The sequence below is a fragment of the Nocardia sp. NPDC059236 genome (assembly GCF_042754085.1).
GTDB lineage: Bacteria > Actinomycetota > Actinomycetes > Mycobacteriales > Mycobacteriaceae > Nocardia.
In genome coordinates, this window is the sequence record NZ_JBHZAF010000005.1 from 359,533 (window position 1) to 385,444 (window position 25,912).

A 25,912-nucleotide genomic window follows, 5' to 3' on the forward strand; every position below is an offset into this window, starting at 1 on the left:
CTTGCTAGTTCCCCGTTGGGCGCCGTGCGGGAATTCCCCTGGCTCACCATGCTGTGGGCGGTGCCCCTCGCCGGGGCCGCACTCGCACTGCTGTTTCCGGCGGGCCGGCGCACCGGGGTGCGGGTCTTCGCGCTGCTGATCTCGCTGGGCACCCTCGGCATCGCCATCTGGCTGGCCACCCGGTTCGAAACCGGTGGCGCGCAATACCAGTTCGTCGAGAAGCAGCAGTGGATCCCCGCCTTCGGGGCGGGCTACACCCTCGGCATGGACGGCATCGCGCTGGTCCTGGTCCTGTTGACCACCGGGCTGGTGCCGCTGCTGCTGCTCGCCGGATGGCAGGACGAGCGTGAGGTCGGCAGCGGCCCGCGGGTCGCGCACTACTACGTGGCACTCACCCTCGTCGTCGAATCCATGGTGCTGATCTCGTTCACCGCGTTGGACATTCTGCTGTTCTACGTGTTCTTCGAGGTCATGCTCATCCCGATGTACTTCCTCATCGGCGGCTTCGGGCCGCGGACCGGGGATGCGGCGGTGCGGCAGCAGCGGTCGCGGGCCGCGGTGAAGTTCCTGCTGTACAACCTGTTCGGCGGGCTCATCATGCTCGCGGCGGTCATCGGGCTCTACGTCATCACTGCACGCGACAAGCTCGGCAGCAATGGCGGCGGCACCTTCGACTTCCGGACGGTCATGGAGGCGGCCAACTCCGGCCACCTCGGTGCCACACCCGCGGTGCTGAACGCGCTGTTCCTGGGCTTCATGTTCGCCTTCGCGGTGAAGGCCCCGCTGTGGCCGCTGCACACCTGGCTGCCCGACGCCGCGGTGTCGGCCACCCCGGCCAGTGCGGTGCTCATGATGGCGGTGGTCGACAAGGTCGGCACCTTCGGCATGCTGCGCTACTGCCTGCTGCTGTTCCCTTCCGCCACTTCGACTTACGCGCCGCTGATCAGCGTGCTCGCGGTGATCGGGATCATCTACGGCGCGCTGCTGGCCATCGGCCAGACCGACGTCATGCGACTGATCGCCTACACCTCGATCTCGCACTTCGGGTTCATCATCCTCGGCATCTTCGCGCTCACCACCCAGGGCGGTACCGGTGCGACGCTGTACATGGTCAACCACGGTATCTCCACCGCGGCGCTGTTCCTGATCGCCGGATTCCTGGTGTCGCGCCGGGGAACCCGGCTCATCGCCGCGTTCGGCGGTGTCCAGAAGGTCGCACCCATCCTGGCGGGCACCTTCCTCATCTCCGGTCTGGCCACCCTCTCGCTGCCCGGTCTCGCACCGTTCATCAGCGAATTCCTGGTTCTGATCGGCACATTCACCCGATACCCGGTGGCGGCCGTCCTCGCGGCCTCCGCGCTGGTGCTGGCGGCGCTGTACGTGCTGTGGATGTACCAGCGGATGATGACCGGCCCGGTGAAGGAGGGCAACGAGCGGCTCTACGACCTGCTTCCCCGCGAATTGGTGGTCGTGGTCCCGCTCATCCTCGCCCTGCTGTTCCTGGGCGCGTACCCGAAACCGGCGCTGGACCGGATCGATCCGGCCGTCGCCCGCACCCTCACCACCATCGGACAGCACAACCCGGCGCCGGCCGTGCAGCCGGAAGCCGCCCAGACGACCACGGGAGGTGTCCACAAATGAGTGGAGGTCTGCTGCTCGCCGCGACAGTCCCGGCACCGAGCATCGAATATCGAGACCTGTCCCCGATGCTGATCGTGTTCGGCGTCGCCGTCGCGGGCGTACTGGTGGAAGCCTTCGCGCCCAGGCGATTCCGATACGGGATCCAGTTGGTGCTCGGACTGGGCGGGTTGGCGTTCGCGCTCGGCGCGGTGATCGGACTGCGCGATGTCCGCGAGACGGCGGTCGTGGGCGCGGTTGCCATCGACGGGGTTTCCCTGTTCCTGCAGGGCACCATCCTCGTCGTCGGCATCCTCGGACTGCTGTTCATCGCCGAACGCCATGCCGACCGCATGCCGGTGCGGCGGGAAGGGCCCGGCACCTGGAGCCTGACCGCCTCGCGCGGCGGGGTGGACGCCTTCACCCCGCAGGCCGCGGCCACGCCCGGCAGCGTCGACGAAATCGCCGCCACCAAGGCCGGAGTGGCCACCACCGAGGTCTTCCCCCTCACCCTGTTCGCGCTCGCCGGTCTCATGCTGTTCCCGGCCTCGAACGACCTGCTCACCATGTTCGTGGCGCTGGAAGTGCTGTCGCTGCCGCTGTATCTGCTGTGCGGGCTGGCACGGCGGCGCCGGCTGCTGTCGCAGGAGGCCGCGCTGAAATACTTCCTGCTGGGCGCGTTCTCGTCGGCCTTCTTCCTCTACGGCATGGCGCTGCTGTACGGCTACGCCGGCACCATCCGCCTGGCAGGCATTGCCGAAGCCGTCACCCGCGATGCCGGAAATTCGCACACCCTGGCCATTCTCGGCATCGCCATGCTGGCGGTGGGCCTGCTGTTCAAGATCGGCGCGGTCCCGTTCCAGTCCTGGGTACCCGACGTCTACCAGGGTGCGCCGACCTCGATCACCGCATTCATGGCCGCCGCCACCAAGATCTCCGCAGTCGGTGCATTGCTGCGCGTGCTGTACGTGGCGGTCCCCGACCTGCGCAACGACTGGCGGCCGGTGCTCGCGGCGGTCGCCATCGCCACCATGGTCGTCGGCGCGATCCTCGCCGTCACCCAGACCGACATGAAGCGCATGCTCGCGTATTCCTCGGTGGCACATGCCGGATTCATCCTGACCGCTCTGGTGGCCGCGACCACCGCGGGCGTCTCGTCCGTCCTGTTCTATCTCGCCGTCTACGGCCTCGGCACCGTCGGCGGCTTCGCCGTGATCAGCCTGGTCCGCGACGAGAACGGTGACGAGGCGACGGCGTTGCCCGCCTGGGCCGGCATGGGCCGCCGCTCCCCCTGGCTGGCGACCATCTTCTCCCTGTTCCTGCTGTCCTTCGCCGGTATTCCGCTCACCAGCGGCTTCATCGCCAAATTCGGCGTGTTCGCCGCGGCAACCGGCGGCGAGGCCGCCACCCTGGTCATCGTCGGTGTCATCTCCAGCGCCATCGCGGCCTTCTTCTACATCCGCGTGATCGTCCTGATGTTCTTCACCGACCCGTCGGCCACCCCGCCCACCGTCGTCTACCCCACCCTGACCAGCTCGGTCATCGCCCTCACCGCCGCGGCCACCCTGGTCCTCGGCATCTTCCCCCAACCCCTGCTCGACCTGGCCAAGAACGCCTCGACCTTCACCCGCTGAGCCTCGGCCAATCGATCGGGCCCGCTGCGACATTCGCGGCGGGCCCGATTCATGCTGTCGCCCGGTACGGCGTCGGGTCAGTGGCGATCCAGGTCAGGTATTTGTCCCGCACCCCCCGGTACAGATCGGTGAGGATGCCGTCGGGTGTTGCCGCGGGTCCCTGGGGGCGGCCCTGTGCGATGGCTATCTCGATCGCGCTGTGTGGTGCGATGCAGGCGAGGTAGCCGGTGCAGCGGACCATCGGCCAGACCTGCACGTCGGGCGGTGCGTTGTCGAGCACGTTGGTCCACGATCCGTCGAACTGACGCACGAACACTTCCCCGACGAACCGTCCGAACCGATCGATCAGGGCGCGATTCTCAGGGGCGAGGATGCCACGACGATCCACGATCCGTGTACGTGCCACCCGCACGGCGGCCTGCAGCCCCGGCAATGTCCAGGGGTCGTCGAGCGCGCCCACACTCGGCGCGTCCTGCGCGAAGAACAACTCCAGCGCAGCGGCATGCCCAGCCAACCAGGCACCATATTCGTCCAACAGCGATTCGGCCGACAACGAAACCTGTTGCACGACACCATCATCGAGGATCGCCACTGCCCTACCCCTTTCGGAATTCGGGCTGCCACCAGACCCGCCGAGTTCACCAGCAGCCCTACCGCCGACAACACAACCCCAGACCACTGCGCTGGTCCCCGTACCCGACGCCCGACCACCGCGCAGCAAACCAATAGCACCCTTCGAGCTCATTCCCGAATCCTTGGCGGCGAACATGGCTCAAGTGGGAAGATCACCGTAACGGACGAATGACCACATAACTCCCATCGAGATCGAACGGATACACAGGCCGACAACAGCTACCTGTCGGTGACCATTCGCGCCCTTGACCAGGCATTGAGCGATCTCCGTCGTTCTTTACGGCCGCCATGACCTGAACCCGGCGTCCGGGGTTGACTTGGAGTGTGCTCCAGATTCTAGGTTCGGGGCATGAGCAAAATCCTTGTGACTGGAGCCAACAAAGGGATCGGCTTCGAGACTGCGCGGCGACTCGTGGCGGACGGGCACACGGTGTATCTCGGGAGCCGGGACGCCGAGCGGGGGCGGCAGGCGGCGAAAGAGGTGGGGGCGCAGGCGATTCGGATCGATATCACCGATGAGGGATCCGTGGTCGCGGCTGCAGAGGAGATTCGGGCCGAGGGTGGGCTGGATGTGCTGGTCAACAATGCGGGTATCCAGGCGGAGATGAGTGCGGACGGGCTTGTGGTCGGGGCGGACGGGCTGACGGCGGAGATCATGCGGGAGACGTTCGAGACCAATGTGTTCGGGACGGTGCGGGTGCTGCACGGGTTTCTGCCGGTGCTACAGGAGTCCGCGGCGGCGGTGGTCGTGAATGTCAGCAGTGGGCTGGCCTCGCTGACCGGGGTCGCCACGCCGGGCAGTCCGGCCCATGCGTATCCCGGTGTGGCCTATCCGGCGTCGAAGACGGCGGTCAATATGCTGACCATTCAGTACGCCAAGGCTTTTCCGTGGCTGCGCATCAATTCGGTCGAGCCCGGCTACACGAAGACCGATCTCAACAACAACAGCGGACATCAGACAGTTCAGGAAGCGGCCGAGATCATCGTGCGGATGGCGCTGATCGGCGCGGACGGCCCGACCGGCGGCTTCTTCGATATCAATGGCCCGCTGCCCTGGTAGTCCCGCGCTGAAGTCGGCCGCCCGCTGTTTTCGCTATGGCCAGCGTGCGGCGTCACCGCCTTCGGCGATCTTGGCGCTGAGCACCGGAATCTGTGCGCGGAGGGACTCGATCAATTGCGCCGGGATCCGCCGGAGATCATCTTCGGTCGTCAGCACAGCAGACAGCGCCCGCGGGAGCAGGGTTCGGCCCAGTGGTGTTCCGTCCGGGAATGTTTCGTCGAGGGTGCGGAGTATCAGCTCGACGGCGTCGAGCCGGCCCCACAGGTAGTCGTTCTCCCGGTCGGGTGCGTGGGCGAACGCGCCGAAGTGGTGCAGCTCGACACCCTTGAGCTTGCCCGCGCCGAGCGGCTGGAGTGCGGTCGCGCGAAGGGGGCTGAACTGAGTCATCGGAATGGGAGTGAATTGCGGTAGGTACGCCAATGAGATCGTCGGGAACAACAGCCCGTCCCAGAGCGGGAAGCCCAGGTACCGGCTGGCCAGGAGGATGCGATCGCGCTTGCTCCACATCTGAGTCGTCGCCGCGAACGCGTCCCAGAGCGCCTGTCCACCGTTTCCGAGTCTTTCCTGAATCTGTTCTGCGTAAGCGGTTTTGAGGTCGGTGAAACTCTTCGCATTCTCCTCGCATCCGGCGAAGTCCTCCGGCGTCCGAAACCTCTCGCCCTCGAACACGTTGGCTTGCAACCGTTGTGGGCGCAGAAAGTCGAGCAGCCCCTTGTCGGCCAGGGCTCGAATCGCGGCAACGGGTGCAGCCGTTATCTCATCCAGCTGCGACCATGCCTGGCCCTTGAGATCGTTGATATCCGCCCGCGGCGGCCCGCCCTCGGCCGTATAGAGCTTGTTGAGCCCAGCGAGGATGAACATTATCCGGCGCTGCCGATACGGGGTATCGATGTGTTGCAGGAGCGTGGACAGTTCCGCGGAGTCGTTTGCGGTCCAGCATGGTTGGCGGCGCAGCCAGGCGGCCATGGCGCATCGGATGAACACCGCGGTCCCCGATTCGCCAGGCAATGCGAAATGTTGCACGATCGCGTCCGCGATGCATCGGGCGGCTGCCTCGACCTTCAGCCGTTGATAGGTATTCCAGGTCGAACCGAGTGCGGTGACGGCTTCGGCGTGCATGTTGTCCGAAACCTCCTGGAATTTCTCCTGGTCGCTCAAGAACCCGAGTGCGGGCATTGCCTCGATGGCCGTACCGAGATCTTGCGAATTGACCTGTGGCACAGCCTGTTCGCACCCGGGTATCGATGCGACGGCAGCGCTGATCCGGTCGAGAACCTCGATCTCCTGGCGCATGGCGATGGCGCCCATCTCGGTGATCTTCTCGTTCATGTCACGCAGTCGGATCAGATCTCTGATCAGTGATCGGCTGCCCCTGATTCCGACGAGCACCTTCTGAACATCCGCTGCCCAACTGCGTTTCGCGGCCTTGCCGCTGTTGGTGTCGGCAGGTGGAGCCGAGAGAGCGCATCCCGGATCCGGCTCGATGTAGACGAGCCGGCGATGCACCTCGGTGGACGACCGCCTGCGGCTGATCGCGTCGACGACGAGGTCGAACGGCGCATTGTCGAGCACGCCGCCGTCCACGAACCAGGCGACGTCCGCGTTACGGCCGCCTTCTTGATAGCTGTAGTGGAAGAGATCGGTATTCACGCGTGTGTCCGGAGGAAACTGAGCCTGGGCCGGGAAGGTTCCAGGATTGACCGGTTCGAACGCACCGGGGAAGGCGGAGGTCGCCCTCGCCGCGAAGGACAGGGTCGGTGTCGCCTGCGGGCCGAATGCGTCCTTATTGTTGTCGTCCCGGATGAACTCGAGTACCTGCGCATGCTCCCGGTCCCGCTGACCCACACCGCCATCGCTCGACGCGACCGCTACGTCGAATCCGTTGAGATCGGTCGTGGTCACGAAGAGCGACAACTCACCGGTTCGCGAAATCAGCGTTTCGGCCGCGGGCCCGCGCGAATTCGCCGACCAGGCGACCGGTCGCTTCTCATCCATCCCGGCCAGCGCCTGATACAGGAGCCGCGACATGACTTCGCCGTTCAATACCGCGCGATCGGTCCAGAAGGTCGCCAACTTGCCGATGAACGCCAGCGCCGTGCGCAGATTCGGCCCGCCGATATGCACACTGCGTGCCAATATTCCCAGGTCGGCCTCGTCGATCCAGAGCCGCTTCAACGGTCCCTGATCCGCGTTCTGCGCGATGGCCTTGCCGAGGACCACGCCGTTGATGCCCCCGGCGGAGGTTCCGGCGATGATGTCGATCCCGACCGACAGCGGCTGCCCCTTCGCCCGCATCTGCGAAAGGACGTCGAAGTAGACGCTTTCCGTATCCGATGGTTGACCATCGGCTCCCACGAACGGATTCACGACCTGCGAGTCGCTTTCCAGAATTTGATCCAGAGCACGCGATGCGCGGACGAGTTTGTGCAGTTCTTTAGTTATGCCATGCATGTAAATGGCAAGCGATACACCGCCATAGCACACGAGCGCTATGCGCAGTTCAGCAGGTTCGGCATCCCGAGACATCGAGGTCCCCCCTTATTGAGACACCCGGATAGTTGATGCCATCACCCTATCCCCCGGCCGCCTGGGCAACCTGCGTATAGCACTACTCGATTCGATGCGGAGACTTCCAATAATCTGGACTGCCGACCAGAATCGTGACGCAGTCTATTCCTGAACACGTATCACAAACAAAGTTCGGTCACGGAATTGTCTTCCAGTAGATTCGCGGTCCGAATGTCCCCGTGCATGGTCCGGGGATCGGACCGGCGGCCCTGCCGCGTGATCTCCTGGTCGCTGGCCCCGCCGCGGGCTGCCTGCGTGGCGAAACCGGCGCACAGGGCGTGGCCGTCCTCCGCGCATGACCGACCAGTCGTGCCAAGCCAGAGACCTTGCGTGCCTACCAGCTTTCCTCAGATGCCAGGCCCAGCCGGATACGCGAAACTCGTTGGCACCGGCGGAACTTCGCGCCCGCCGGTATTGATCCGGGCACTACGCGGCGCGCTGCGCGCGGCACCGCGCAGGGAATGCACCCCCGTGTCACCGGCGGCAGACTTCAGACTCCCGCCACCGGCGGCGCCGTAGGACCTCCGGTGCCCAGCAGTTGCGCTGGGCAGCGCATGCAGTGCCGGGGCAGCTCGGCCCGGACGCAATCTCCACAGCGTCCGGGCCGTCGCACCATCGGGTATCCAATGCAAGAAGGGACCGCTACATCGGCGGGGTCGAGATCGGCTCGAAAACGCGGTGGCCCGCCGCAGCGACATGGCCAGGTCGATGGGCCGCGTCGGCGGGGCCGGTGACAACGATGCCACGGAGGGGTTCTTCGTGCTGCTGCACAGCAACGTCCTCAACCGCCGATCCTGGTGCAGCCGTGAGGAATTGCGCATCGCGATCGTCACCTGGATCGAACGGACCTACCAACTCGCCCGCCCTCATCGCGTGAGGCCTGGTTGGCCGCAGCGATTCCCGATCAGATCGCGACGCCGACCAGGTGCCCGATCGCATAGGTGGTGATCATGGCGAGCGCACCGCCCGCGAGTACACGCACGGTCGCCCGCGCCACCGGCGCCTGGCCGAGCCGGGCGCCCACGGCCCCGGTCAAGGCCAGTGCGGCGAGCACCGCGGCCATGGTGAGTGGTACCCGGATCGCCTGGGGCGTCAGGATCGCCAGCAGGGGCAGCAGCGCGCCCAGCGTGAACGACAGCGCCGAGGACTGTGCGGCGTGCAGCGGGTTGGTCAGTTCGTCCGGGTCGATGCCGAGTTCGGCCTCCGCGTGCGCGGTGAACGCGTCCCGGGCCGTGAGTTCTTCCGCCACAGCCTGAGCCGTGGCCGGCGAGAGGCCCTTCGCCCGATAGATGGCCGCGAGCTCCGCCAGTTCGGCCTCGGGCTGCTCGGCCAATTCGCGTCGCTCGGTTTCCAGTAGCGCGCGCTCGCTGTCGCGCTGGGTGCTCACCGAGACGTACTCGCCCAAGGCCATCGAGACCGCGCCGGCCGCGAGTCCGGCCACGCCCGCGGTCATGATCGCGGTGCTGTTGCTGGTGGCCGCCGCCACACCGACCACAATGCCTGCCACGGAGACGATTCCATCGTTGGCTCCCAATACGCCGGCGCGCAGCCAATTCAGGCGCGTCGCCAATCCCACCGCATGCGGTTCGGTCGGTTGCGCGACCGCCACCGACCCGTCGAAATCGTCCCTCACGAGGGGAACGGTAATGCTTCAGAGGGTTTCCCGCCAGCAAAGAGAGGCTCACCGAAATTAGGTAATGCATTGCATACCAAGCATTTTCGGTGGTATTCGCGGTGGCGTGAGCGCGGACACTCCGATCGCGACACGTTTGCGAGGAGCAGTTTCTCGGCCGATCACCCTATGTTCGGCGCAGGTTAGCCGTAGCGTTGACACCGGCGCCAGGCGGATCAGTTCAAGAGAGCGGCGAGATGCGGCCACAACCATCAGCGATCGGATTCCTCCGGCACGATGTGTCGGGGGCACAGCAACACTGGGACGAGGCTCAGATCCAGCATCTGGCTCGCCGGCTCGGCTACGACCTGTGCAAGACCCTGGTCTTCGGCCCCGAGACCGATCGCCCGTTCGTGCGCGTACGCACGCTGATCTCCCGCGTCGAGGCCGATGCGGTGATCGTCCCCAGCCTCGCGCATTTCGGCGGCCTGATACCCGACGATATCGTGCAGGTCGCCGACATCATTACGGTGAATCCCGAAAATACCTACGCGCGCTGGGCAATTCGTCCCGACTGAATCCGGTCAGGAAGTCGGAGCGCATTGTGTCGAGCCCCCGTTCACCTCACCCGGGAGCCATGATTCCCCGGTCGTGCCGCCATTGTCGGAACAATGCACCGTGTAGTTGTCCGAGCGCCTCGAGATATCGAAAGCGCCGGTGATCAATCCCATGGCAGGTGCCCCGCCTCCCGCGGACACGCAATTCCCGGTCCCGAGCCCGTGCCCGTCCATCGTGACCTGCACCTCGTCGCACACGTAGCGCTGCCCATCGGCGTGAGCCGCCGGCGAGACCGCCACGGCGGCCGTGAATATCGCGAGCCCCACCACCCCGAATCCCACGCCCCGAACCATTCGAATCCTCATAGTCCACACCTCCGCACCCTCGGATCAGTGTGTTCTCAGCCTAATCCTCACATTTACCGACGACCATGCATAGCTGCAGGCAAAACCCGGGTGGCCCTGCCGCCCATGCATGGTCGTCGACGAAGTCTGTCAGTTGTCCTGCAGGATTTCGCGCAGACGCTTGGCGAAGGCGTCGGGCTGTTCCATGAAACCGCCGTGGCCGCCGGGGAAAAGGGTCGGTTCGATGCCGAGCTGGGTGCCGAGGGCCCGGGAGGTGTGGTCGCAGAACTTGTCGGCGGATTCGTCGCCGATGCCGATGATGATCTTCGTCGGCGTGGCGCGGAGGGCGTCGAGGGAGGGCTGCCAGCCGGAGGTGGTGTGCAGCTCGTGGCGGTAGAAGAAGTCGTCGGAGGCGATCGACTGCGGGTCCCGCTCGCCGCCGAACATCTCCTGCAGCACTTCCTCGGGCATGAACAGGCCGGTCATGGCGAAGAATTTGCGGACCGCGCCGAGCACATCGCCGGTCTCGTAGACGGCCCGGACCTCGTCGGTCCGAGCACGCAGCTCGTCGCGATCGGGGAGCAGTTCGCGCAGCGGCGGCTCGTGTGCAATGAGGGTCGGCACGAGATCGGGCCGGGCGATGGCCAGCGCCAGACCGGTGATCGCCCCACCGCTGGACCCGAGCACGGTGGCCGGGCCCTGGCCGACATGGGTGAGCACACGGGCGAGGTCGTCGGCGCGCAGTTCCGGGGTCGAGTCCTTGTCGGTGTCGTTGACCGGGCTGCGGCCGTGGCCCCGCGGGTCGCTGCAGAGCACGGTGTGGTCGGGGGCGAGCAGTTCGGCCAGCGCGCCGAACGGTCCGGAATCCATCGGCGCGCCGATCAGGGCGATCAGTGGGCCGCTGCCGCGGACTTCGTAGTAGATGGTGCCGTCCGGCACGGCGACGGTTCCGGAGGTGACGGGTGCGGTCGAGGTCATGGTTGCTCCAAGTGGTCAGTACATGGACACCGGGTTATGACGGTACGACCGCGCCGAATTCGTTGCTGCGCGAATGGAAAAGGTGTGAACCTGAAGATGTCAGCCGGCCTGGCGGGGTTCGGGCAGCGCACAGGTCATGCCCTCGGCCATACCGGCCGGGCGCACGCCGAGTGCCTGGTTGACGCGCGCACGCTGGTTCTCCCACGCAATGGCCGCGGTCAGTTCGGCGAGCTGGGCCTTGCTCAGGTGGGTCAGCAGCCGGGCGCGAATCTCACTCAGATCGAGTGAGGTCGGCGTGAGAGTCATGGCCTCGGCGTAGGAGAGGACGAGTTTCTCCAGATCGCTGTACGCGTCGCTGTCCCGATACTTCGGCAGCTCGGTGACCTGGGCTTCGGTGAGTCCGCCGTAGTGGGCCAGCGTCGAACCGATGTCGAGGCAGAACTGGCAGTTCACCAGAGCGGCGGCCTTGAGCTCGGCCAGGTCCTTCAGATGCGGGTCGACCCGGTTGGAGAACAGCAGCATCGTCTCCTGGATCATGGTGCCGACCAGCAGCTGCGGCCGCCGGATGAGCCAGCCGACGAGATCTGTCCGATTACGGCGAGCCCGCCGCATCGCCTTGACGTAGTTCAGGATTCGGGTGATTACTCGCATGCGCTCCACTCCCCTTCGCGTTCGCGGATGCTCCCTTGAAGACATCCTAAGCCGAAAACGACGAGACGTAGTAGATATTGCCTCATGACCGGGCGAACCCTCCGGGGCCTGGCCGCGCTCCGATCGAGCGTCAACCGATCTCGAAGCCATCCTCCAGATAGACCGTGATCCCCGCGGTTCTGGCCCGGTGCGCTCCCGCCACGCGCCGGGCCAGAACCGCGGGCAGCAGCCGTGACGCCGTCTCGGTGTCACACCACGCCCAGCTCCGAAGTTCGTCCGCCGGAAGGGTTATCGCGTCGATCTGCTCGGCGGCCAGCCGCCCGCCGTCGTACACCATCATCACCCCGTCGTCGGGATACAGACCGGCGGGTACCCAGTCGACCGCCAGCAGCCGCCCGATCGGCACACTCAGCCCCAGCTCCTCGCGGATCTCCCGCACGGCCGCACGGTAGGGCGATTCACCGGCCTCGACGACCCCGCCGGGCACCTCCCAGTACGGCTTGTAGGTCGGTTCGACCAGCAGCACCCGATCCTGCTCGTCGACGAACAGCGCGCCCGCACCCATGCGCTTGCGAGGCAGTCCGGCGACATAGTCGTTCAGTTCGGAACCCATGCGGCACAACAGTAACCGGCACCTTCCGGCCTCGGTCGAGCTTGACCGAGCGGGTGGCGGACTGGCGGAACGAGTCAGTTCCCGTGGCTCACGAAGGTGGTGTCGAGAAGCGTCCGGTAGTCGGGTAGCGGGGTCGATCGGTCGACCGACCCCTGTTCTTTCGCCCAGCTCGCGAGCGCGCCGAGGGTATCGGCGAGGTCCGGTCGCAACAGCAGGGCATAGTCGAACTCCGGGAGGATCTTCCGGATGAGGTCCGCGGACAACTGGGTGGCGGTGGAGACCGCGGACACCGCGGCGTCGGATCGCGCGGTCAGCTGAGCTCCGGCGTCGTTCAACGCGGCGAAGAAGGCGGTCAACGCCGCCGATTTCGCCGAGATCGCGGTATCGCTCGCGAGGTACAGGCTGTGCTGGTTGTAGCTCCCACCGGCGAGCTGGACCGCGTCGTCGCCCAGTGCCTCGGCCACCTGGGCCTGGTAGGGCTGGAAGATCGAGACGGCGTCGACATTGTGCTGCGTGGCAGCGGTGACCGTCGCGGACGGCGCCACCTGAACGAGATTCGCCGAAATCTTGTTGTGCGAGAGCACATCCGAGGCAAAGAAGGCCGCGCTGGTGCCCAGCGGCGTGCCGATCGAATGCCCGGCGAGGTTGTCGAGGGAGGTGATGCCGGCGCTGCGCCGGGCCACGATGCGGGAACCCTGCCACCGGGATCCGTCGCCCACGATGCGCAGTGCCGGTGAGCGGGTCAGGGTGGCCGCGGCCGGAACATCGGCGGCGGTGGCGATGTCGAGCTGGTGGGCCGCGTCGCCTGCAACGCCTCCACTCCGGTCGAGAAGTTGACGACCTTGACCTTCACGTCGTGGTTCGCGAAGTACCCGGACTGCTGGGCCACCGGGATCTGGGCCCACGACGGGTCGACAACGAATCCCACGGTGAGCGTCTTCGGGTCGGAATTGCCGGCTGTGCCGCAGGCGGTGAGCGGCCCGAGCAGCGCGAGGAGTGCGACGGCGGCCGTCAGCGGGCGGATGAGTTTCTTCACGGCTGATCTTCTTTTCGTAATTCACGGATTGGGCTGAATCGCTTGGCCGGCAACAGGTGCCGGTCTACGCCGTCACGCTCTCGACACCGAGTTCGTGGTGGAGGATGCGCCGCAGCTCGCTGTAGCCGGGCTGATCGGCGAGGGCATCGGCGGGGCGGGGTCGGGGGAGCGGATTGGGGATCCGGTTGGTGATCCGGCCGCCGCCGAGCACACTGATGGTGTCGGACAACCGAATTGCCTCGTCCACGTCGTGGGTGACGAAGACAATGGTGCGGCGCAGCCGATTCCACAGGTCGATGAGCAGGTCCTGCATCTTCAGCCGGGTGAGCGCGTCGAGTGCGGCGAAGGGCTCGTCCATCAGCATGATGTCGGGTTCACCGGCGAGCATGCGCGCGATCCCGACACGCTGGCGCATTCCGCCGGAGAGCTGCGTGGGTCGTTTGCCGCGTACCTCACCGGGCAGCCCGACCAGGCCGATCAGCTCGTCGATCCGGCTGCGGCGCAGCCGGGCCGGAACCCCGTGTGCCCGTAGCGCGAAGTCGATATTGCCCACGACACTCAGCCACGGAAACAACACGTCGCGCTGGAAGGCGACGCCGCGGCGCGGGTCGGGCGCGAGCACCGGTACGCCGTTGTCGGTGACTGCGCCCGATGTCGGGGTGATGAGCCCGGCGAGGCAGTGCAGCAGCGTCGATAGTCCGCCGACGCGCCCGCGGCGCCGATCGAGGTCCAGCTCAGTATCGGTGAGACCTGCGGCTGCACCCCGGGGCGGACCACGTCCCAGCTCGACTGATCCGCTCTCCATCGAACCGAACCGGAATCTCGTTTGGCGAACCATGTGAACCTATGTACATTAGGTTTTACCCTCATGTGCATAGGTTAGGTGCTGTTCTGCCGCCTGCGGTTGCCATGCAGTCCGAATTCGAAAGAGGAGATACCGCAATGCGATCCGAGATGTTGCGCGTACCCGGCGCGTCCCTCTACTACGAGGTGCGCGGCAGCGGGCCGCTGGTGCTGTTCCTGCCCGGCGGCGGGGGTGACGCGGCCCTGGTCGATCCGATCGCCGAGGTGCTCGAGGACCGGTTCACGGTGGTGTCGCTGGATCCGCGCGGGTATTCGCGCAGCGTGCTGGACGGGCCACAGCAGACACAGCGGGTCGAGGTGCAGAGCGATGACGCGTTCAGGCTGCTCGACCATCTCACCGAAGAGCCCGCGTTCGTGGTCGGCGGCAGTGCGGGTGCGATCGTCGGCCTGGATCTACTGGCCCGGCAGCCGGATCGGGTGCGCCTCCTGGTGGCGCACGAACCGCCGTGCTTCGCGGTGCTTCCCGATGCCGCCGAACAGCGCGCCATGATCGAGGAGGTCTATACACTGTTCCGCACCGAGGGCGCGGCCGCGGCGGGCGCGCGCTTCCTGGCCGGGATCGGCCATGCGATGAAGCCGTCTCCCGTACCGGCCGAGCTACCGCCGCGCGCCGCCGAGATGTGGGCGCGGCTGGCGGCCAACGGTCCGCTCATGCTGGAGTACGAACTACGGGAATTCACCTCGTACCTGCCCGACTACGAGGCGCTGGCCCCGGTGGCCGACCGGGTGGTCCTGGCGGTCGGGCGCGAGACGCGAGGTTGCCTGCCGTACCGCCCCGCCGTGGAGATCGCCCGCCGGATCGGCCGCGAAGTCACCGAATTCCCCGGCGCCCACAATGGAATGCGCACCGAAGCACCCGAATTCGCCGCGCAACTGGCCGACGCCATGACCGCCCGCCTACGGGCCGAAAGCACCGGCCACTGTTAGCGTCAGCGCATGATCACCGGCGCACACACCATCCTGTATGCCGAGGACGCCGAGGCGGCGCGGGCCTTCTTCCGTGACGTCCTCGGCCTGGCCCACGTCGACGCGCACGACGGATGGCTGATCTTCAAGTCACCGCCCGCCGAACTCGCGGTCCATCCCGCGGCCGCCCCGGACAGCGGCCGCGCCGAGCTGTACCTCATGTGCGACGACCTGGCCGCCGCCATGGACGACCTGCACGCGAAGGGCGTCGAATTCACCTCGGAGGTCACCAATGCGGGCTGGGGCATGCTCACCATGCTGAAGGTGCCCGGCGCCGGCGAGATCGGGCTGTATCAGCCCCGCCACGCCACCGCCTACGATCTGCCCTAGTTGTTCATCGGATGCTTTGCGCCCGTTTGCTTTTCGTGACAGCCTGAACCGACGGCCGATACCCGGACCGGATGCGAAGGGCGAGACATGATTCTGGTGACGGGCGCGACGGGCAATGTCGGCGCCGAACTCGTGCGGGCGCTGGCAGGTGGCCCGGAACCGGTGCGGGCGGTGGTCCGCGATCCCGCGAAGGCCGCCCTCCCTGCCGGTGTGGAGGCGGTCGCGGGCGACATGACCGCGCCCGACACTCTGGCGGCCGCGCTGACCGGGGTTCGGGCGCTGTTCCTGCTGCCCGGCTACCCCGGGGTCGCGCAGGCAGCCGCCAAGGCCGGGGTCGAACACATCGTCCAACTGTCCGGTGTCTCCGCGGCGACCGGTGACACCGGCAATGCGGTCACCCGCTACATGATGGCGTCCGAGCAGGAGGTCACCGACTGTGGCGCAGCATGGACGATCGTGCGTCCCTGCGCTTTCGGCTCCAATGCCCTGCGCTGGCTGCCGCAACTCCGGGCGGGCAATACCGTGCGGGTCCCGTTCCCGACCGTGCGAACTGCGAGCCTGGATCCCTTCGATTTGGCCGCTGTCGCCGCGCACGCCTTCGTAGACCCCGCACTGCGGGGCGAAATCCTGTGGCCCACCGGACCCGAATCCCTGCTGCCCGCCGAACAGATCGCCATTCTCGGCGACGTGCTCGGCCGGGACCTGGAATGCGTCGGCCTGAGCGACGAGGACGCCCGCGCCGACATGTTGAAATCCACGCCCGTCGAATACGTGGACGCGTTCTTCGACTTCTACGTCGCCGGCGCGATCGACGAGTCCATCGTGCGGCCCACCGTCGAGCAGGTCACCGGCCGTGCACCGCGAACCTTCAGGCAATGGACCACAATTCACGCCGGAGCCTTCCGCCGGGCGGGCACGGACACGTAGGTGGCCGCGCGCAACAGCCACCCCACCGGACCGTACGGGTGCCGTCGCAACCACCAGGCTCACCCGCAACTGCACCACATAGGTCAGAACCGCGAGAACGACGACCCCTGCGGGCGGCATGCGATCGGCCAGCGCCAGACCGTATCCGGTGTAGAGAGCTATCCACAGTCATCCCATGGTCGGCACGCGCGGCCAGACTCGTCATGGTCACCTCAGGAGAACAGCATGCGCCGCGCGACCGGCCGCAGCCGTGGCGGATCGAGGTTTCATTCACGCAGGAGGTCGATGAGTTTGGTTTCCGAGAGGTCGCCGTGCCCGGCGTCGACCAGGCGCTGGAAGATCTGCTCGGCGGTGTGGCCGAGGGTGGCGGGGGTGCCGACCGCATCGGCCAGTTCCACGCCGATCCGGGTGTCCTTCAAACGGAGTGCGGCGGTGAAGGCGATATCTCGGTCATGGACGCCGGCCGTCATCTCCTGACACATGCGGATGACGGTCGGGCTGGCTGCCCCGCTTCGCGACAGGGTGTCGGTGACGACGGCCAAGTCGAGTCCGGCGAGTTCGGCGGTGCGCAGCGCTTCGGCGGTGGCGGCGATCTGGATGGAGCCCAGCAGATTCTGGATGAGCTTGTAGCTCGTGCCCGCCCCGACCGCCCCGAAATGCACGATGTCGATGCACAGCGGCGCCAGCAGCGGACGCGCCGCGTCGAGATGCGCAGCGTCCGCGCCGACGAACAGCGTCAGCCGCCCCGCAGCCGCCGCGTCCGGCAACCCGGTCACCGGCGAGTCGAGATAACGAAGACCTTGTGCTGCAGCATGTTTCGCCAGTTCCAGCACCCACGGCCGGGAGATGGTCGAAAACTCCACCGCGAACGCGCCGGGCGCATACTCCCCCGCCAGCGCGCCATCCGCGCCCAGCCATGCCGCCCGCGAGGCGTCATCGTCGGCCACCATGGCGAAAACGGCCTCGGCGCCACGCACCGCCTCCCGAGGGGTCGCCGCGAATGCCGCTCCCGCCCCGATGAGTTCGTCCGCCTTCGCCGGCGTCCGATTGAACACCGTCACCTCGTGCCCGGCATCCACCAGCCGCCCCGCCATCCCCGCACCCATACGCCCGACACCCAGAAACGCAATCCTCGCCACCCGCCGAACCCTACCGAGCCCGAACATATCCGGATGAACGGATTTCGGCTTGCACTGGGCACCCTGGCCCAGATGCGAGATCGAATCAGCGGCCGACCGGCTCCCGGTCACGCTTCGGCTGCGATCAGCCGAGGGTCTTGACGTCCCGCCTGCGTCCTCGGCGCTGAGCGTCATCGTTGGCCTCCGATGAAATTCGGCATGGAGGTACGCGGTGCGAACGGCTTCAGTCCGACGTCCTCGTCCGGCGGCCCGGTGGCGAGGAGCGTGGCAATGGCCTCGCGTTCGGTGCCCTGCAGGGCGGGCAGGGTTGCGGAGACCGAATCCAGCACGCCCGTCCAGGGCGCGCCGGCCTCCCGCAGCGCCAGGCGCATGACCTCGAAACCCGCGCGGTGCTGCTCGAGCAGCCGCTGCCCGGGAACCGGATGCGCCGAGGCGAATTCGAGCACCACCGCCAGGTGGTCGGACAGCTCGTCGTCGCCGAGCACCAGACCGGCGCTGCGGTAGACCTGCTTGAACCGCAGCAACGCCATGCCGCGTTTGCGGGTGTCGCCGTAGAGGAACCACGTCAGGTACGGGCTGGAGCGCTTGCGATGATCGAAGGTGTTGACGTATTCGGTTGCCACAGTGGGCGGTTGCGTGGTCTCGAGGTAGGACAGCACCGGATGCAAAGGTGCACCCACTGCCTCGGGCAGCGTCGAAACGGCCCGGGCCAGGATGGGCAGCGAGTCGAGCAGCGCCTCGTCGGGATAGCCGAGTAGCACCGACTGCACCTGCCAGGCTGCGGTCCGCTGGTCGTGGCCGGGCTCGGCTCGCGCGGTCCTGCGCCTCATTTGCGATGGCTCCCCGGCTGTTTCGGCATGAGCCCGTCGGGCGTGCCGGGACCGTCCCAGTTGAGCAGGTTGACCCGGGCGGATCCGGCGACCGACCCCGGCCCGTCCGCGGTCTGCCGCTCCCGCAGCATCCGGAAGTTCTCGACCGCGACCGGCGTCAGCTGCCCGGAGCTCTCACCGAACGGACCCCAGCCACCCACCACGCCGCTGCCGTTGTCTCGCGCCATCCAGCCCTGCCTCTCAGCGTGTCGCGGCGGCATCCGTCGCGCGATCGATTACCCGAGCACACGAACAATCCGAACCTACCGGCATATTTTGGGCAATTGACGAATTTCAGACTGGTCAGTTACACGAGAGCGATCCGGTATTCGACCGCGGGAATTGTCAGGCGGTTCCGACGACCTTGCGTTCCACCCGCACGCCGAGCAGGATTTCCGAGACACCCAGGGCAATGGTCAACGGGCCCACCACGATCGACAGCGATGTCAGCGATTCGAACCGGACCACCCCGACCACCACACCGGCGGCGAGCGTCAACAGCCCGACCACCTCCAACCGGCCCGCCCCCGCGAACTGCTCCGACCACACGCCCACAATGGCTTGCACGATGCCCCGCACCACCCAGGCCATCCCAATCCACAAGGACAGCAACGCAACCCACTCACCGCTGGTGAACGCCCAGGCGGCCAGCACCAGCGCGATGATCGCGCTCACGACCTCCAGTACCTTCAACGCGGTGCCGATCCGCGCCCCGAACGCGACGACGAACTGCACCGCCGACGATGCCACCAGCGTGAGCCCGTACAGAATCCCCGCCACCGTCTGCGATTTGTCCGGCCACACCGTCATCACCACCCCCAGCACGGCCGAGCAGCCGCCGGTCACGACCAGCGACTGCCAAGCCCAGTCGGCGAATACATCGGTTCGCCCCTCGATCCGATTGGCGGGCATGCATAAATGATATGACCTATTTACCCAGGTAACTGGACGTTTGCGTTCTCACCGGCACCGGCGCGTCGCCCGTCGGCGAATTGCCCGGCACCCGAGAGCACGCACGACAACAGGCGGACAAGCTCGGCCTGCCGGCAGGTGCCGGTCTTGGCGAACACCTGGCGCAGGTGGGTGCGTGCGGTATTGACCGAGATGTAGAGCTCCTCGGCAACCGACGCCAGCCCGCTGCCGCGCAGAACCTCGAAGGCGACCTGCGATTCGGCCCGGGTCAGCCCGTAGAGCTCGCGCAGGGTTTCGCGGCCTCCCGGCTCCTCACGTTCGGGATCGACGATCACCATCAGTGCCGAGCGGCGCGGTGACTCCTGCGAACCCGGGCAGAGCGGCAGGATCGACACGGTCAGCGGCAGCCGGTCGCGGTCGCGTGGAATGAGCAGGCGGGCCGCGGCATTCGACGGGCCGGTCTGCGCGGCCGCCGCCAGCAGGCGACGCAGCCGACTCGACACCGCGGGGTCGTTCGATTCCAGGCGCGCCAGGGCGCCCAGGCGCAGACCGTCGCCGGCCCGCAATATCGCCAGCGCCGCAGGGTTGGCGTAATCGACCCGGCCGCAACCGGATACCAGGGCCAGGCCGTGCCGGTGGCGGTCGAGCACGCTGAGCGCGAGATCCCGGTCGATGACGGCATCGGTCAGTCGCGCGGCGATGCCGAGGGCGTGGTCCAGGTGCGGCAGGAACAACCTCAGCACCGGTTCGGCCAGGACACGGTCCAGGTTCCGGTCCGCACGCGGATAGACGGCGATCCAGGAGCCCGGCGTCGCCAGCCGCGCGAACATGCCGTCCCCGAGCTCGTGTGGCGCGGCCCAGCCGGTGCAGAACGGATGCCGGCGCCCGCCATCCGGTGGGATCAGCTCGCTACCGGTGAGCACCGTTGCGGTGAGCGCGGATTCGAGCGCGGCCGCGAACGGATCGATGCGCCCGTAGCGCTCGTTGTAGCTATCCCGCAGCCCCTCGGCGGTGCTCGCGATCATGGACCGCCGCCCGCCCTGTGCCGTGACGAGGCAGCCGTGGTGGCCGCCGAGGCTGTCGGTGATGGCTCGCAGTGCGCGTGTCCACGCGCCGGGCTGCCCTGTTGCACGGTTGATCTCCGCGATCAGCTCGGAAAAGCGAGCGAGCGAGATGCCCGTCTCCCCCATGTCCATTGTCCCGCCCCCCATCAAGAACGATCACGTCCCGGCCGCCGAGCCCCGGTCGGAGGTGATACCAGTTTATCGGCCGGGCGCAGCGAGTTATCACAGGGAAATTCATCTGTTCGGGTGAGGAATCGGACGGGCGATCCCGCTTTACTCGGGTCACAGCAAACGGCCGGGCACCGGATCGGCTGTACCGCAAGGGGGAGAAGGCTCATGGCTTTCACCAGGTATTGGCCCATGGGCGCCGGGCGGGTGATCACCTCGGGATTCGGGCCGCGCGACGACGGCTTCCACTGGGGCGTGGACTTCGGCAAGGACGGCGGCAGCGGGGGCGAGCCGGTGTACGCGTCGCAAGGCGGGACGGTCGTGTATGCCGGTGCCGCAACGGGTTTCGGCGGACCGGATCCGGCGGGCTGGCTGGTCGTCGACCATCCGGCGGCGGACGGCGCGGGCACCACGGTCTACGGGCACATCGTCCGCGAGGTCGAGCTGGGCAGCCGGGTCGAGGCCGGGCACCGTATCGCCCACGTCAATCCCGACTCCGGCACCAATGGCGGCGTCCCCCCGCACCTGCACTTCGAGTGGCACCGGTACTCGTGGGTGCCGCCGGGCCCGGATCGCCTGGACCCGCTCACCATGCTGACCGACGCCGCCGAGCCGCCCGCGCCCGACCAGAACGGACCCGATATGACTTCCAACGCAACGATTTTCGGCATCGACATCTCGAACTACCAGGACGGGCTCGACCTCACGGAGGTCTTCGCCGAGGGATTCGAGTTCGTCATCGCCAAGGTCAGCGAGGGCGACTACTACACCGACGCTTCCTGGCCCGCGTTCCGCGACGCCACCCTGGCGGCCGGCAAGATCCTCGTCGGCTACCACTACGTGCGCGGCGATGTCGACGCCGACGCCCAGGCCGCGCTGTTCGTCGATCACCTCGGCGATCACGGCATCCCGGCCATGCTCGACCACGAGCTGAACTCCGGCGACATCGGCGTGTTCGAGGCCGTGCGCACCGCCATCGAGAATCGTGGTGTGCACGTCGCACTCTCGTACCTGCCGCACTGGTACTGGGAGGGCACGATGGGCTCACCCGACCTGAGCGGAATTCCGCCGCTGATGACCTCGAACTACGGCGACGGCCGCTCCGGCTACGCCTCGGTCATCTACCCGGGCGACGACGACATCGGCTGGCAGCCCTACGGCGGGGCCGAGGTCGCGGTATTCCAATTCAGCGACAGCGGCTCGGTAGCCGGTCGCTCCCTGGACGTGGATGCCTTCCGCGGCAGCCCCGACCAATTCCGCACCCTACTCACAGGAGACGACATGTTCACCGACGACGACCGCCGCATGCTGCGCGACATCTGGACCCAGCTGCTCGGACAGGACGGCAAGGGCTGGCCCCAGCTGGGGCAGAACTCCCTGGGCCAGAACCTCACTCCGGTCGACGCCCTCAGCGAGATCAAGGACGATCTCGAACACCACTGAGCCACGGCCGGGTTCGCCGGTGACCTACCGTGCGTCACCGGCCAGCCCGCGTCTACGGAGCGCTGAGGAACACGCCGCGTGACGAGGTGCCGTCCGCGGCCGACCACAGCGCGTCGACGTGGCTGCGGTCGCGCTCGAGCGCCGGTCCGGTGGTGAGGCGGCGGTGGAGGCGGATCAGCTCCGCGCCCGCGTTGGTCGAGCGGTCGGAATCGAAGGCGATATCGGTGTGGGTATCGGTGTCGATGACCGTCGGACGGAATCCGGGTGCGGGCCAGAGAATGTCGCCGGGGACCACGTGCACGGTCAGGTCGGGGGTGTCGCTCGTGCTCTGGTCCTGGGCGGTGGCCTTGCCGGTCAGCAGCAGAGCGGCCTGCTCGATGAAGACCGGGTCGTACGCGGCGTCGTAGAGCCAGCGCAGGCCCAGCACACCGTGTTCGGACGTGCCGATCAGTGCCTGGTCGAGGTCCTCGGCCCGCGCACCGTGGTAGGTCATGGGAATCAGATACGCCACCGGCTCCGTGCGCGAGGCGTCGGTGACGACCATGAGCTCGATGCCGACCTCGCCCGCCGGATCGTCGAGACGGAAGCCGCCGGACTTGGACAGGACCGGCGACTCGGCGCCGGAGTACCAGTGCCGGGTGGGCAGCCACCGCGCCAGCAGCTCCAGCTTGGTGGGCACCATGGTCGTCCTGTGGATCTCGGCCATGCCGTCATCCTGCCAGAGATGGGCGGGATAGCGGCGGAACTTCTTGCGGCGGTGCGTTATTCGTTAGGTCCGCGCAACTTTCGGAAGAAGTCACGCAGATCGGCGGTCAGCAGATCGGGGGCTTCCATCGAGGCGAAGTGGCCGCCGCGATCGAATTCCGACCAGTGCACGATCGTGTTCCGGTGTTCGGCGACAGCGCGAATACTGCTGCTGCCCGGGAAGACCGCGACACCGGTGGGAACGCCGGAATCGGCCGGTGCGGCACCCCATTGCCGGGATTCCTTGTAGAGCCGCATGGAGGAGCCGGCGGTATCGGTGAACCACAGCATCGACAGATCGGTGAGGAGCAGGTCGCGGTCGATCGCCGCATCGGGTGTCGGCTTCGCCGGATCCTTATAGGTGTTGACAACATCCAGGACCCACGCCAGCATCCCGGCCGGCGAATCGGACATCGCCGGGGCGAGGGTCTGCGGGCGCGTGGAGTGCATGCCCGCGTAGCCGGATGTCTCCAACCGGTTCCAGTCCTGGTACCGGGCCAGCTTCTCCCGGTCTCGGGCGCTGAGGTCGGCCGGGTCGATGTCCCCGGCCGGGATCGTGATCGGGTCGTTGAGGTGGACACCGGCCAGGTGCTGCGGCGCGATCCTGCCCATCTGCGGTGCGATGAAGGACCCGGCGTCACCACCGTGCGCCCCGTATCGCCCGTATCCCAGCGCGGTCATGAGCTTCGTGATCAGTTCCGCGCTGCGCTCGGTCGAGGCGTCCCCCGTTCGGTGGGTGGGGCCGGAGAAGCCGAAGCCGGGCAGGGTCGGGATGACCACGTGGAAGGCATCGGCGGGATTGCCGCCGTGGGCGCGCGGATCGGTGAGCGGGCCGATCATGCCGGTGAAATCCTCGAAGGGCCAGCCGTGGACCAGCACCAGCGGCAGCGCGTGCGGCTCCGGCGAGCGGACGTGCACGAAATGCATGCGCTGACCATCGATTTCGGTCAGGAACTGCGGGTGGCGATTGCGCTCGGCCTCGTGGACGCGCCAGTCGTAGCCGCTCCCCCAGTACTCGCACAGCTCCCGCACGTAGGCCGTCGGAATGCCGTAGGTCCAGCCCACCCCGGGCAGGTCCGCGGGCCAGCGGGTGCGGGCCAGGCGGGTCCGCAGGTCCTCGATGTCGGTGGCCGGGATCTCGATTCGGAAGGGCTCGAAAATCGTCATGCGTCCACGGTAGGAATCAACTAGGTCAGGTGCTGTCCTATACCGTCAGCGGATTCCCCTCGGGTTCACCCGCGCTCTACGCTGTTGGACAAGCGTTTCAGCCGCAGCGAGGCGGCCAGGTGAAGGGATCAGGCATCGTGGGCACCGCTTTTCCACCGGGACCGCCACTGCCACGCGCGGTGCAGACCGCCCTCTACGGCAAATGGCGCGGGACCCTGGTGCGCCGGTCCGCGCGCCGCTACGGCGACGTCTTCACGCTCCATCTGGTCGCGCCCTATGCCGAGAACCTGGTGGTGTTCTCGCGGCCGGAGCACATCCGCGAGATCTTCGCCGCCGACCCCGCCGATCTGCATGCCGGCGAGGGCAATCGACTGCTGGTGCACATCATGGGCGAACATTCACTGCTGCTCACCGATGAGGACGAGCACGCGCGGGCGCGGCGACTGCTCATGCCGGCGTTCGTCGGCTCGTCACTGCGCGGATATCGCGGGCTGGTCGACACCATTGCCGCGACCCATGTCGACCGGTGGGTGTCGGGGTCGACAGTGCCCACGCTCGACGCGATGAACGATCTGACACTCGATGTCATCATGCAGGTGGTGTTCGGCATGACCGACGAACGCCGCCGCGCCCAGCTGGCGCCGCGGCTGCGCCGGATCGTCAATATCGATCCGATCATCTTCTTCGGCTGGAAGTATCCGTTCCTGGAACGGCGCGGGCCGTGGAAACGCTTCCGCGACAACCAGAACGCCATCGACGAGCTGCTCTACAGCGAGATCGCGGAGCGGCGCGCGCATCCGGACCTGGAGGCGCGCACCGATGTGCTGTCGCGGCTGCTGGCGGTCGGCTCCGGCGAGAACTCCACCGACGCACCGCTGTCCGACGAGGAACTGCGCGACCAGCTGGTGACACTGCTGCTGGCCGGGCACGAGACCACCGCGTCGGCGCTGTCCTGGACCTGCCACGAGCTGGCCGCCAACCCGGATGTCCAGGACCTGGCGCGCCGGGCCGCGCACGACGGGGACGAGAAGTACCTCGAGGCGGTGCTGAAGGAGGCCATGCGCCTGCACACCGTCATCGGCGGGACCGGACGGCGACTCACCCGCGACATGACACTCGGTGGATACGAACTGCCGAAGGGAACCGTGGTCGCGACCTCGATCCTGCTCGCGCATCGGCGCACGGAAGCCTTCCCGGATGCCCTGACCTTCCGGCCCGAACGATTCCTGGACGGTTCGGTCGCCGCCAACACCTGGCTGCCGTTCGGCGGCGGGGTGCGGCGCTGCATCGGCGCGGGGTTCTCGCTCATGGAGGGCACGGCGGTGCTGCGGGAAATCCTGACCCGCTACCAGCTTTCACTGCCCGACGGGGCGGGCAGCGAACCGTCGCGTATGCGCAACATCACCCACGTTCCGGCACACGGCGCGCGCGTGGTGGTCACCACCGACAACACCGTTCGGGTGTAGCTGGGGTCCCGGACCGGCGGAGGCGCGTATTCAACCGTCGCGTATTCGTGGCAGTCGCTGGCCGATCCGCGCGGCCGGACGCTGGGACCGACGGTTGCGCGATCCGACTGCGTCCGGGCGCGCTCGGATCAGGGGCTGACCCGCTGGGCGGAACGGGACAGATCGACTGCGGCCAGTTTCGCCTGCGACCACTGGACGTATTCGAACAGCGTTCCGTCGGGGTTGCGCACCATCATGTTTCGTCCCGTCGGAATGTCGGCCGGTGGCGTGACGAGGGTGGCGCCCCGGGCCAGCAGGCTCGCCTGCCATTCCTCGAGCGAATCCACCGAGATCACCATGTCCTGCCTGGGGGCGGACGCGAGTGCCTCGGCCGGGCCACCGATCAGTACCACCGGCCCGATGGTCGCGATATCGAGATCTCCCGCCTCGAAACGGAAGTGCAGATCGCAGGCGAGGCCGAGGGCCTGCTCGTAGTAGTCGAGGGTCGGTGCGAAACGCTCGCTCTCTACTCGAACCGGGGTGTATGACTTGACGATTCTCATTGTCCGC

Annotated in this window: 27 protein-coding genes and 1 pseudogene; 10 read left to right on the forward strand and 18 right to left on the reverse strand. The window is 67.2% G+C overall.

Going from position 1 to position 25,912, the window contains the following annotated elements:
* Positions 1–24 precede the first annotated feature (24 nt).
* Together ACFXIV_RS16280 and nuoN are read left to right on the forward strand one after the other, a co-directional pair.
* On the forward strand, positions 25–1,641 hold the full coding sequence (locus tag ACFXIV_RS16280) for an NADH-quinone oxidoreductase subunit M (RefSeq protein WP_379397191.1): 1,617 nt from the start codon (positions 25–27) through the stop codon (positions 1,639–1,641).
* Entirely contained in the window at positions 1,638–3,251 is a 1,614-nt protein-coding gene (gene nuoN, locus ACFXIV_RS16285) for an NADH-quinone oxidoreductase subunit NuoN (RefSeq protein ID WP_379397026.1), read from the forward strand. The genes ACFXIV_RS16280 and nuoN overlap by 4 nt, the downstream gene beginning before the upstream one ends.
* A gap of 49 nt (positions 3,252–3,300) precedes the next feature.
* Here nuoN and ACFXIV_RS16290 read toward each other — a convergent pair whose 3' ends face one another.
* The gene (locus ACFXIV_RS16290) at positions 3,301–3,843 is read right to left on the reverse strand and encodes a hypothetical protein (RefSeq protein WP_379421279.1); all 543 of its coding nucleotides are present in this window, start codon (positions 3,841–3,843) and stop codon (positions 3,301–3,303) included.
* 390 nt (positions 3,844–4,233) lie between these two features.
* Here ACFXIV_RS16290 and ACFXIV_RS16295 point away from each other — a divergent pair, with 390 nt between their 5' ends.
* Entirely contained in the window at positions 4,234–4,944 is a 711-nt protein-coding gene (locus ACFXIV_RS16295; RefSeq protein ID WP_379397030.1) for an SDR family NAD(P)-dependent oxidoreductase, read from the forward strand.
* Positions 4,945–4,977: 33 nt separating this feature from the next.
* On the opposite strand, the gene ACFXIV_RS16300 is transcribed toward ACFXIV_RS16295, so the two are convergent.
* A complete protein-coding gene (locus tag ACFXIV_RS16300; protein WP_379397032.1) occupies positions 4,978–7,470 on the reverse strand; it encodes a patatin-like protein in 2,493 nt (830 codons plus the stop codon).
* A gap of 747 nt (positions 7,471–8,217) precedes the next feature.
* Here ACFXIV_RS16300 and ACFXIV_RS16305 point away from each other — a divergent pair.
* A pseudogene (locus ACFXIV_RS16305) lies at positions 8,218–8,385 on the forward strand (IS3 family transposase); the annotation flags it as partial.
* Between the two features lie 31 nt (positions 8,386–8,416).
* Here the strand turns inward: ACFXIV_RS16305 and ACFXIV_RS16310 are convergent.
* A complete protein-coding gene (locus tag ACFXIV_RS16310) occupies positions 8,417–9,145 on the reverse strand; it encodes a VIT family protein (RefSeq protein ID WP_379397034.1) in 729 nt (242 codons plus the stop codon).
* Between the two features lie 236 nt (positions 9,146–9,381).
* Between ACFXIV_RS16310 and ACFXIV_RS16315 the strand changes: the two genes are divergently transcribed.
* Positions 9,382–9,702, forward strand: a complete 321-nt coding sequence (locus ACFXIV_RS16315) for a hypothetical protein (protein WP_379397036.1) — start codon at positions 9,382–9,384, stop codon at positions 9,700–9,702.
* 474 nt (positions 9,703–10,176) lie between these two features.
* Here ACFXIV_RS16315 and ACFXIV_RS16320 read toward each other — a convergent pair whose 3' ends face one another.
* From ACFXIV_RS16320 to ACFXIV_RS16345, 6 genes are all read right to left on the reverse strand, one after another.
* Positions 10,177–11,004 (reverse strand): alpha/beta fold hydrolase, encoded by an 828-nt coding sequence (locus ACFXIV_RS16320; protein WP_379397038.1) that lies wholly within the window; start codon positions 11,002–11,004, stop codon positions 10,177–10,179.
* Between the two features lie 99 nt (positions 11,005–11,103).
* Complete coding sequence (locus ACFXIV_RS16325; protein WP_379397040.1) at positions 11,104–11,655, reverse strand: carboxymuconolactone decarboxylase family protein; 552 nt, start codon at positions 11,653–11,655, stop codon at positions 11,104–11,106.
* Between the two features lie 130 nt (positions 11,656–11,785).
* Entirely contained in the window at positions 11,786–12,268 is a 483-nt protein-coding gene (locus tag ACFXIV_RS16330; RefSeq protein ID WP_379397042.1) for an NUDIX domain-containing protein, read from the reverse strand.
* A 74-nt stretch (positions 12,269–12,342) separates the two neighbouring features.
* Positions 12,343–12,987 (reverse strand): ABC transporter substrate-binding protein, encoded by a 645-nt coding sequence (locus ACFXIV_RS16335; protein WP_379397044.1) that lies wholly within the window; start codon positions 12,985–12,987, stop codon positions 12,343–12,345.
* Between the two features lie 23 nt (positions 12,988–13,010).
* Positions 13,011–13,304: a hypothetical protein gene (locus ACFXIV_RS16340; protein ID WP_379397046.1), complete on the reverse strand. Its 294-nt coding sequence runs from the start codon at positions 13,302–13,304 to the stop codon at positions 13,011–13,013.
* Positions 13,305–13,368: 64 nt separating this feature from the next.
* A complete protein-coding gene (locus tag ACFXIV_RS16345; protein WP_379397048.1) occupies positions 13,369–14,109 on the reverse strand; it encodes an ABC transporter ATP-binding protein in 741 nt (246 codons plus the stop codon).
* A 137-nt stretch (positions 14,110–14,246) separates the two neighbouring features.
* Between ACFXIV_RS16345 and ACFXIV_RS16350 the strand changes: the two genes are divergently transcribed.
* From ACFXIV_RS16350 to ACFXIV_RS16360, 3 genes are all read left to right on the forward strand, one after another.
* Positions 14,247–15,095, forward strand: a complete 849-nt coding sequence (locus tag ACFXIV_RS16350) for an alpha/beta fold hydrolase (protein WP_379397050.1) — start codon at positions 14,247–14,249, stop codon at positions 15,093–15,095.
* Between the two features lie 9 nt (positions 15,096–15,104).
* Entirely contained in the window at positions 15,105–15,464 is a 360-nt protein-coding gene (locus tag ACFXIV_RS16355) for a VOC family protein (RefSeq protein ID WP_354832850.1), read from the forward strand.
* 87 nt (positions 15,465–15,551) lie between these two features.
* Entirely contained in the window at positions 15,552–16,391 is an 840-nt protein-coding gene (locus ACFXIV_RS16360; protein ID WP_379397052.1) for an NAD(P)H-binding protein, read from the forward strand.
* Here ACFXIV_RS16360 and ACFXIV_RS16365 read toward each other — a convergent pair.
* The 6 genes from ACFXIV_RS16365 to ACFXIV_RS16390 all read right to left on the reverse strand — a co-directional run bounded on the left by ACFXIV_RS16365 (position 16,352) and on the right by ACFXIV_RS16390 (position 20,501).
* Positions 16,352–16,441: a hypothetical protein gene (locus ACFXIV_RS16365; RefSeq protein ID WP_379397054.1), complete on the reverse strand. Its 90-nt coding sequence runs from the start codon at positions 16,439–16,441 to the stop codon at positions 16,352–16,354. The genes ACFXIV_RS16360 and ACFXIV_RS16365 overlap by 40 nt on opposite strands.
* Before the next feature lie 216 nt (positions 16,442–16,657).
* Complete coding sequence (locus ACFXIV_RS16370; RefSeq protein WP_379397056.1) at positions 16,658–17,530, reverse strand: NAD(P)-dependent oxidoreductase; 873 nt, start codon at positions 17,528–17,530, stop codon at positions 16,658–16,660.
* A 170-nt stretch (positions 17,531–17,700) separates the two neighbouring features.
* A complete protein-coding gene (narJ, locus tag ACFXIV_RS16375; protein WP_379397057.1) occupies positions 17,701–18,360 on the reverse strand; it encodes a nitrate reductase molybdenum cofactor assembly chaperone in 660 nt (219 codons plus the stop codon).
* Entirely contained in the window at positions 18,357–18,587 is a 231-nt protein-coding gene (locus ACFXIV_RS16380) for a hypothetical protein (RefSeq protein ID WP_379397059.1), read from the reverse strand. Before ACFXIV_RS16380 ends, narJ begins: the two co-directional genes overlap by 4 nt.
* Before the next feature lie 157 nt (positions 18,588–18,744).
* Positions 18,745–19,311 carry a DUF308 domain-containing protein gene (locus ACFXIV_RS16385; RefSeq protein WP_379397061.1) on the reverse strand — a complete coding sequence of 189 codons (567 nt, stop codon included), beginning with the start codon at positions 19,309–19,311 and terminating at the stop codon, positions 18,745–18,747.
* 20 nt (positions 19,312–19,331) lie between these two features.
* Positions 19,332–20,501, reverse strand: coding sequence for a helix-turn-helix transcriptional regulator (locus ACFXIV_RS16390; protein ID WP_379397063.1), 1,170 nt, complete (start codon positions 20,499–20,501; stop codon positions 19,332–19,334).
* Positions 20,502–20,711: 210 nt separating this feature from the next.
* Between ACFXIV_RS16390 and ACFXIV_RS16395 the strand changes: the two genes are divergently transcribed.
* Positions 20,712–21,986, forward strand: a complete 1,275-nt coding sequence (locus tag ACFXIV_RS16395) for a GH25 family lysozyme (RefSeq protein ID WP_379397065.1) — start codon at positions 20,712–20,714, stop codon at positions 21,984–21,986.
* 52 nt (positions 21,987–22,038) lie between these two features.
* Here ACFXIV_RS16395 and ACFXIV_RS16400 read toward each other — a convergent pair whose 3' ends face one another.
* On the reverse strand, positions 22,039–22,692 hold the full coding sequence (locus tag ACFXIV_RS16400) for a 1,4-alpha-glucan branching protein (protein ID WP_379397067.1): 654 nt from the start codon (positions 22,690–22,692) through the stop codon (positions 22,039–22,041).
* Positions 22,693–22,748: 56 nt separating this feature from the next.
* Entirely contained in the window at positions 22,749–23,897 is a 1,149-nt protein-coding gene (locus ACFXIV_RS16405; protein WP_379397069.1) for an epoxide hydrolase family protein, read from the reverse strand.
* A 137-nt stretch (positions 23,898–24,034) separates the two neighbouring features.
* On the opposite strand from ACFXIV_RS16405, the gene ACFXIV_RS16410 reads away from it, so the two are divergent.
* On the forward strand, positions 24,035–25,363 hold the full coding sequence (locus ACFXIV_RS16410) for a cytochrome P450 (protein WP_379397071.1): 1,329 nt from the start codon (positions 24,035–24,037) through the stop codon (positions 25,361–25,363).
* A 128-nt stretch (positions 25,364–25,491) separates the two neighbouring features.
* Here ACFXIV_RS16410 and ACFXIV_RS16415 read toward each other — a convergent pair whose 3' ends face one another.
* The gene (locus tag ACFXIV_RS16415; protein WP_379397073.1) at positions 25,492–25,905 is read right to left on the reverse strand and encodes a VOC family protein; all 414 of its coding nucleotides are present in this window, start codon (positions 25,903–25,905) and stop codon (positions 25,492–25,494) included.
* Positions 25,906–25,912 lie beyond the last annotated feature (7 nt).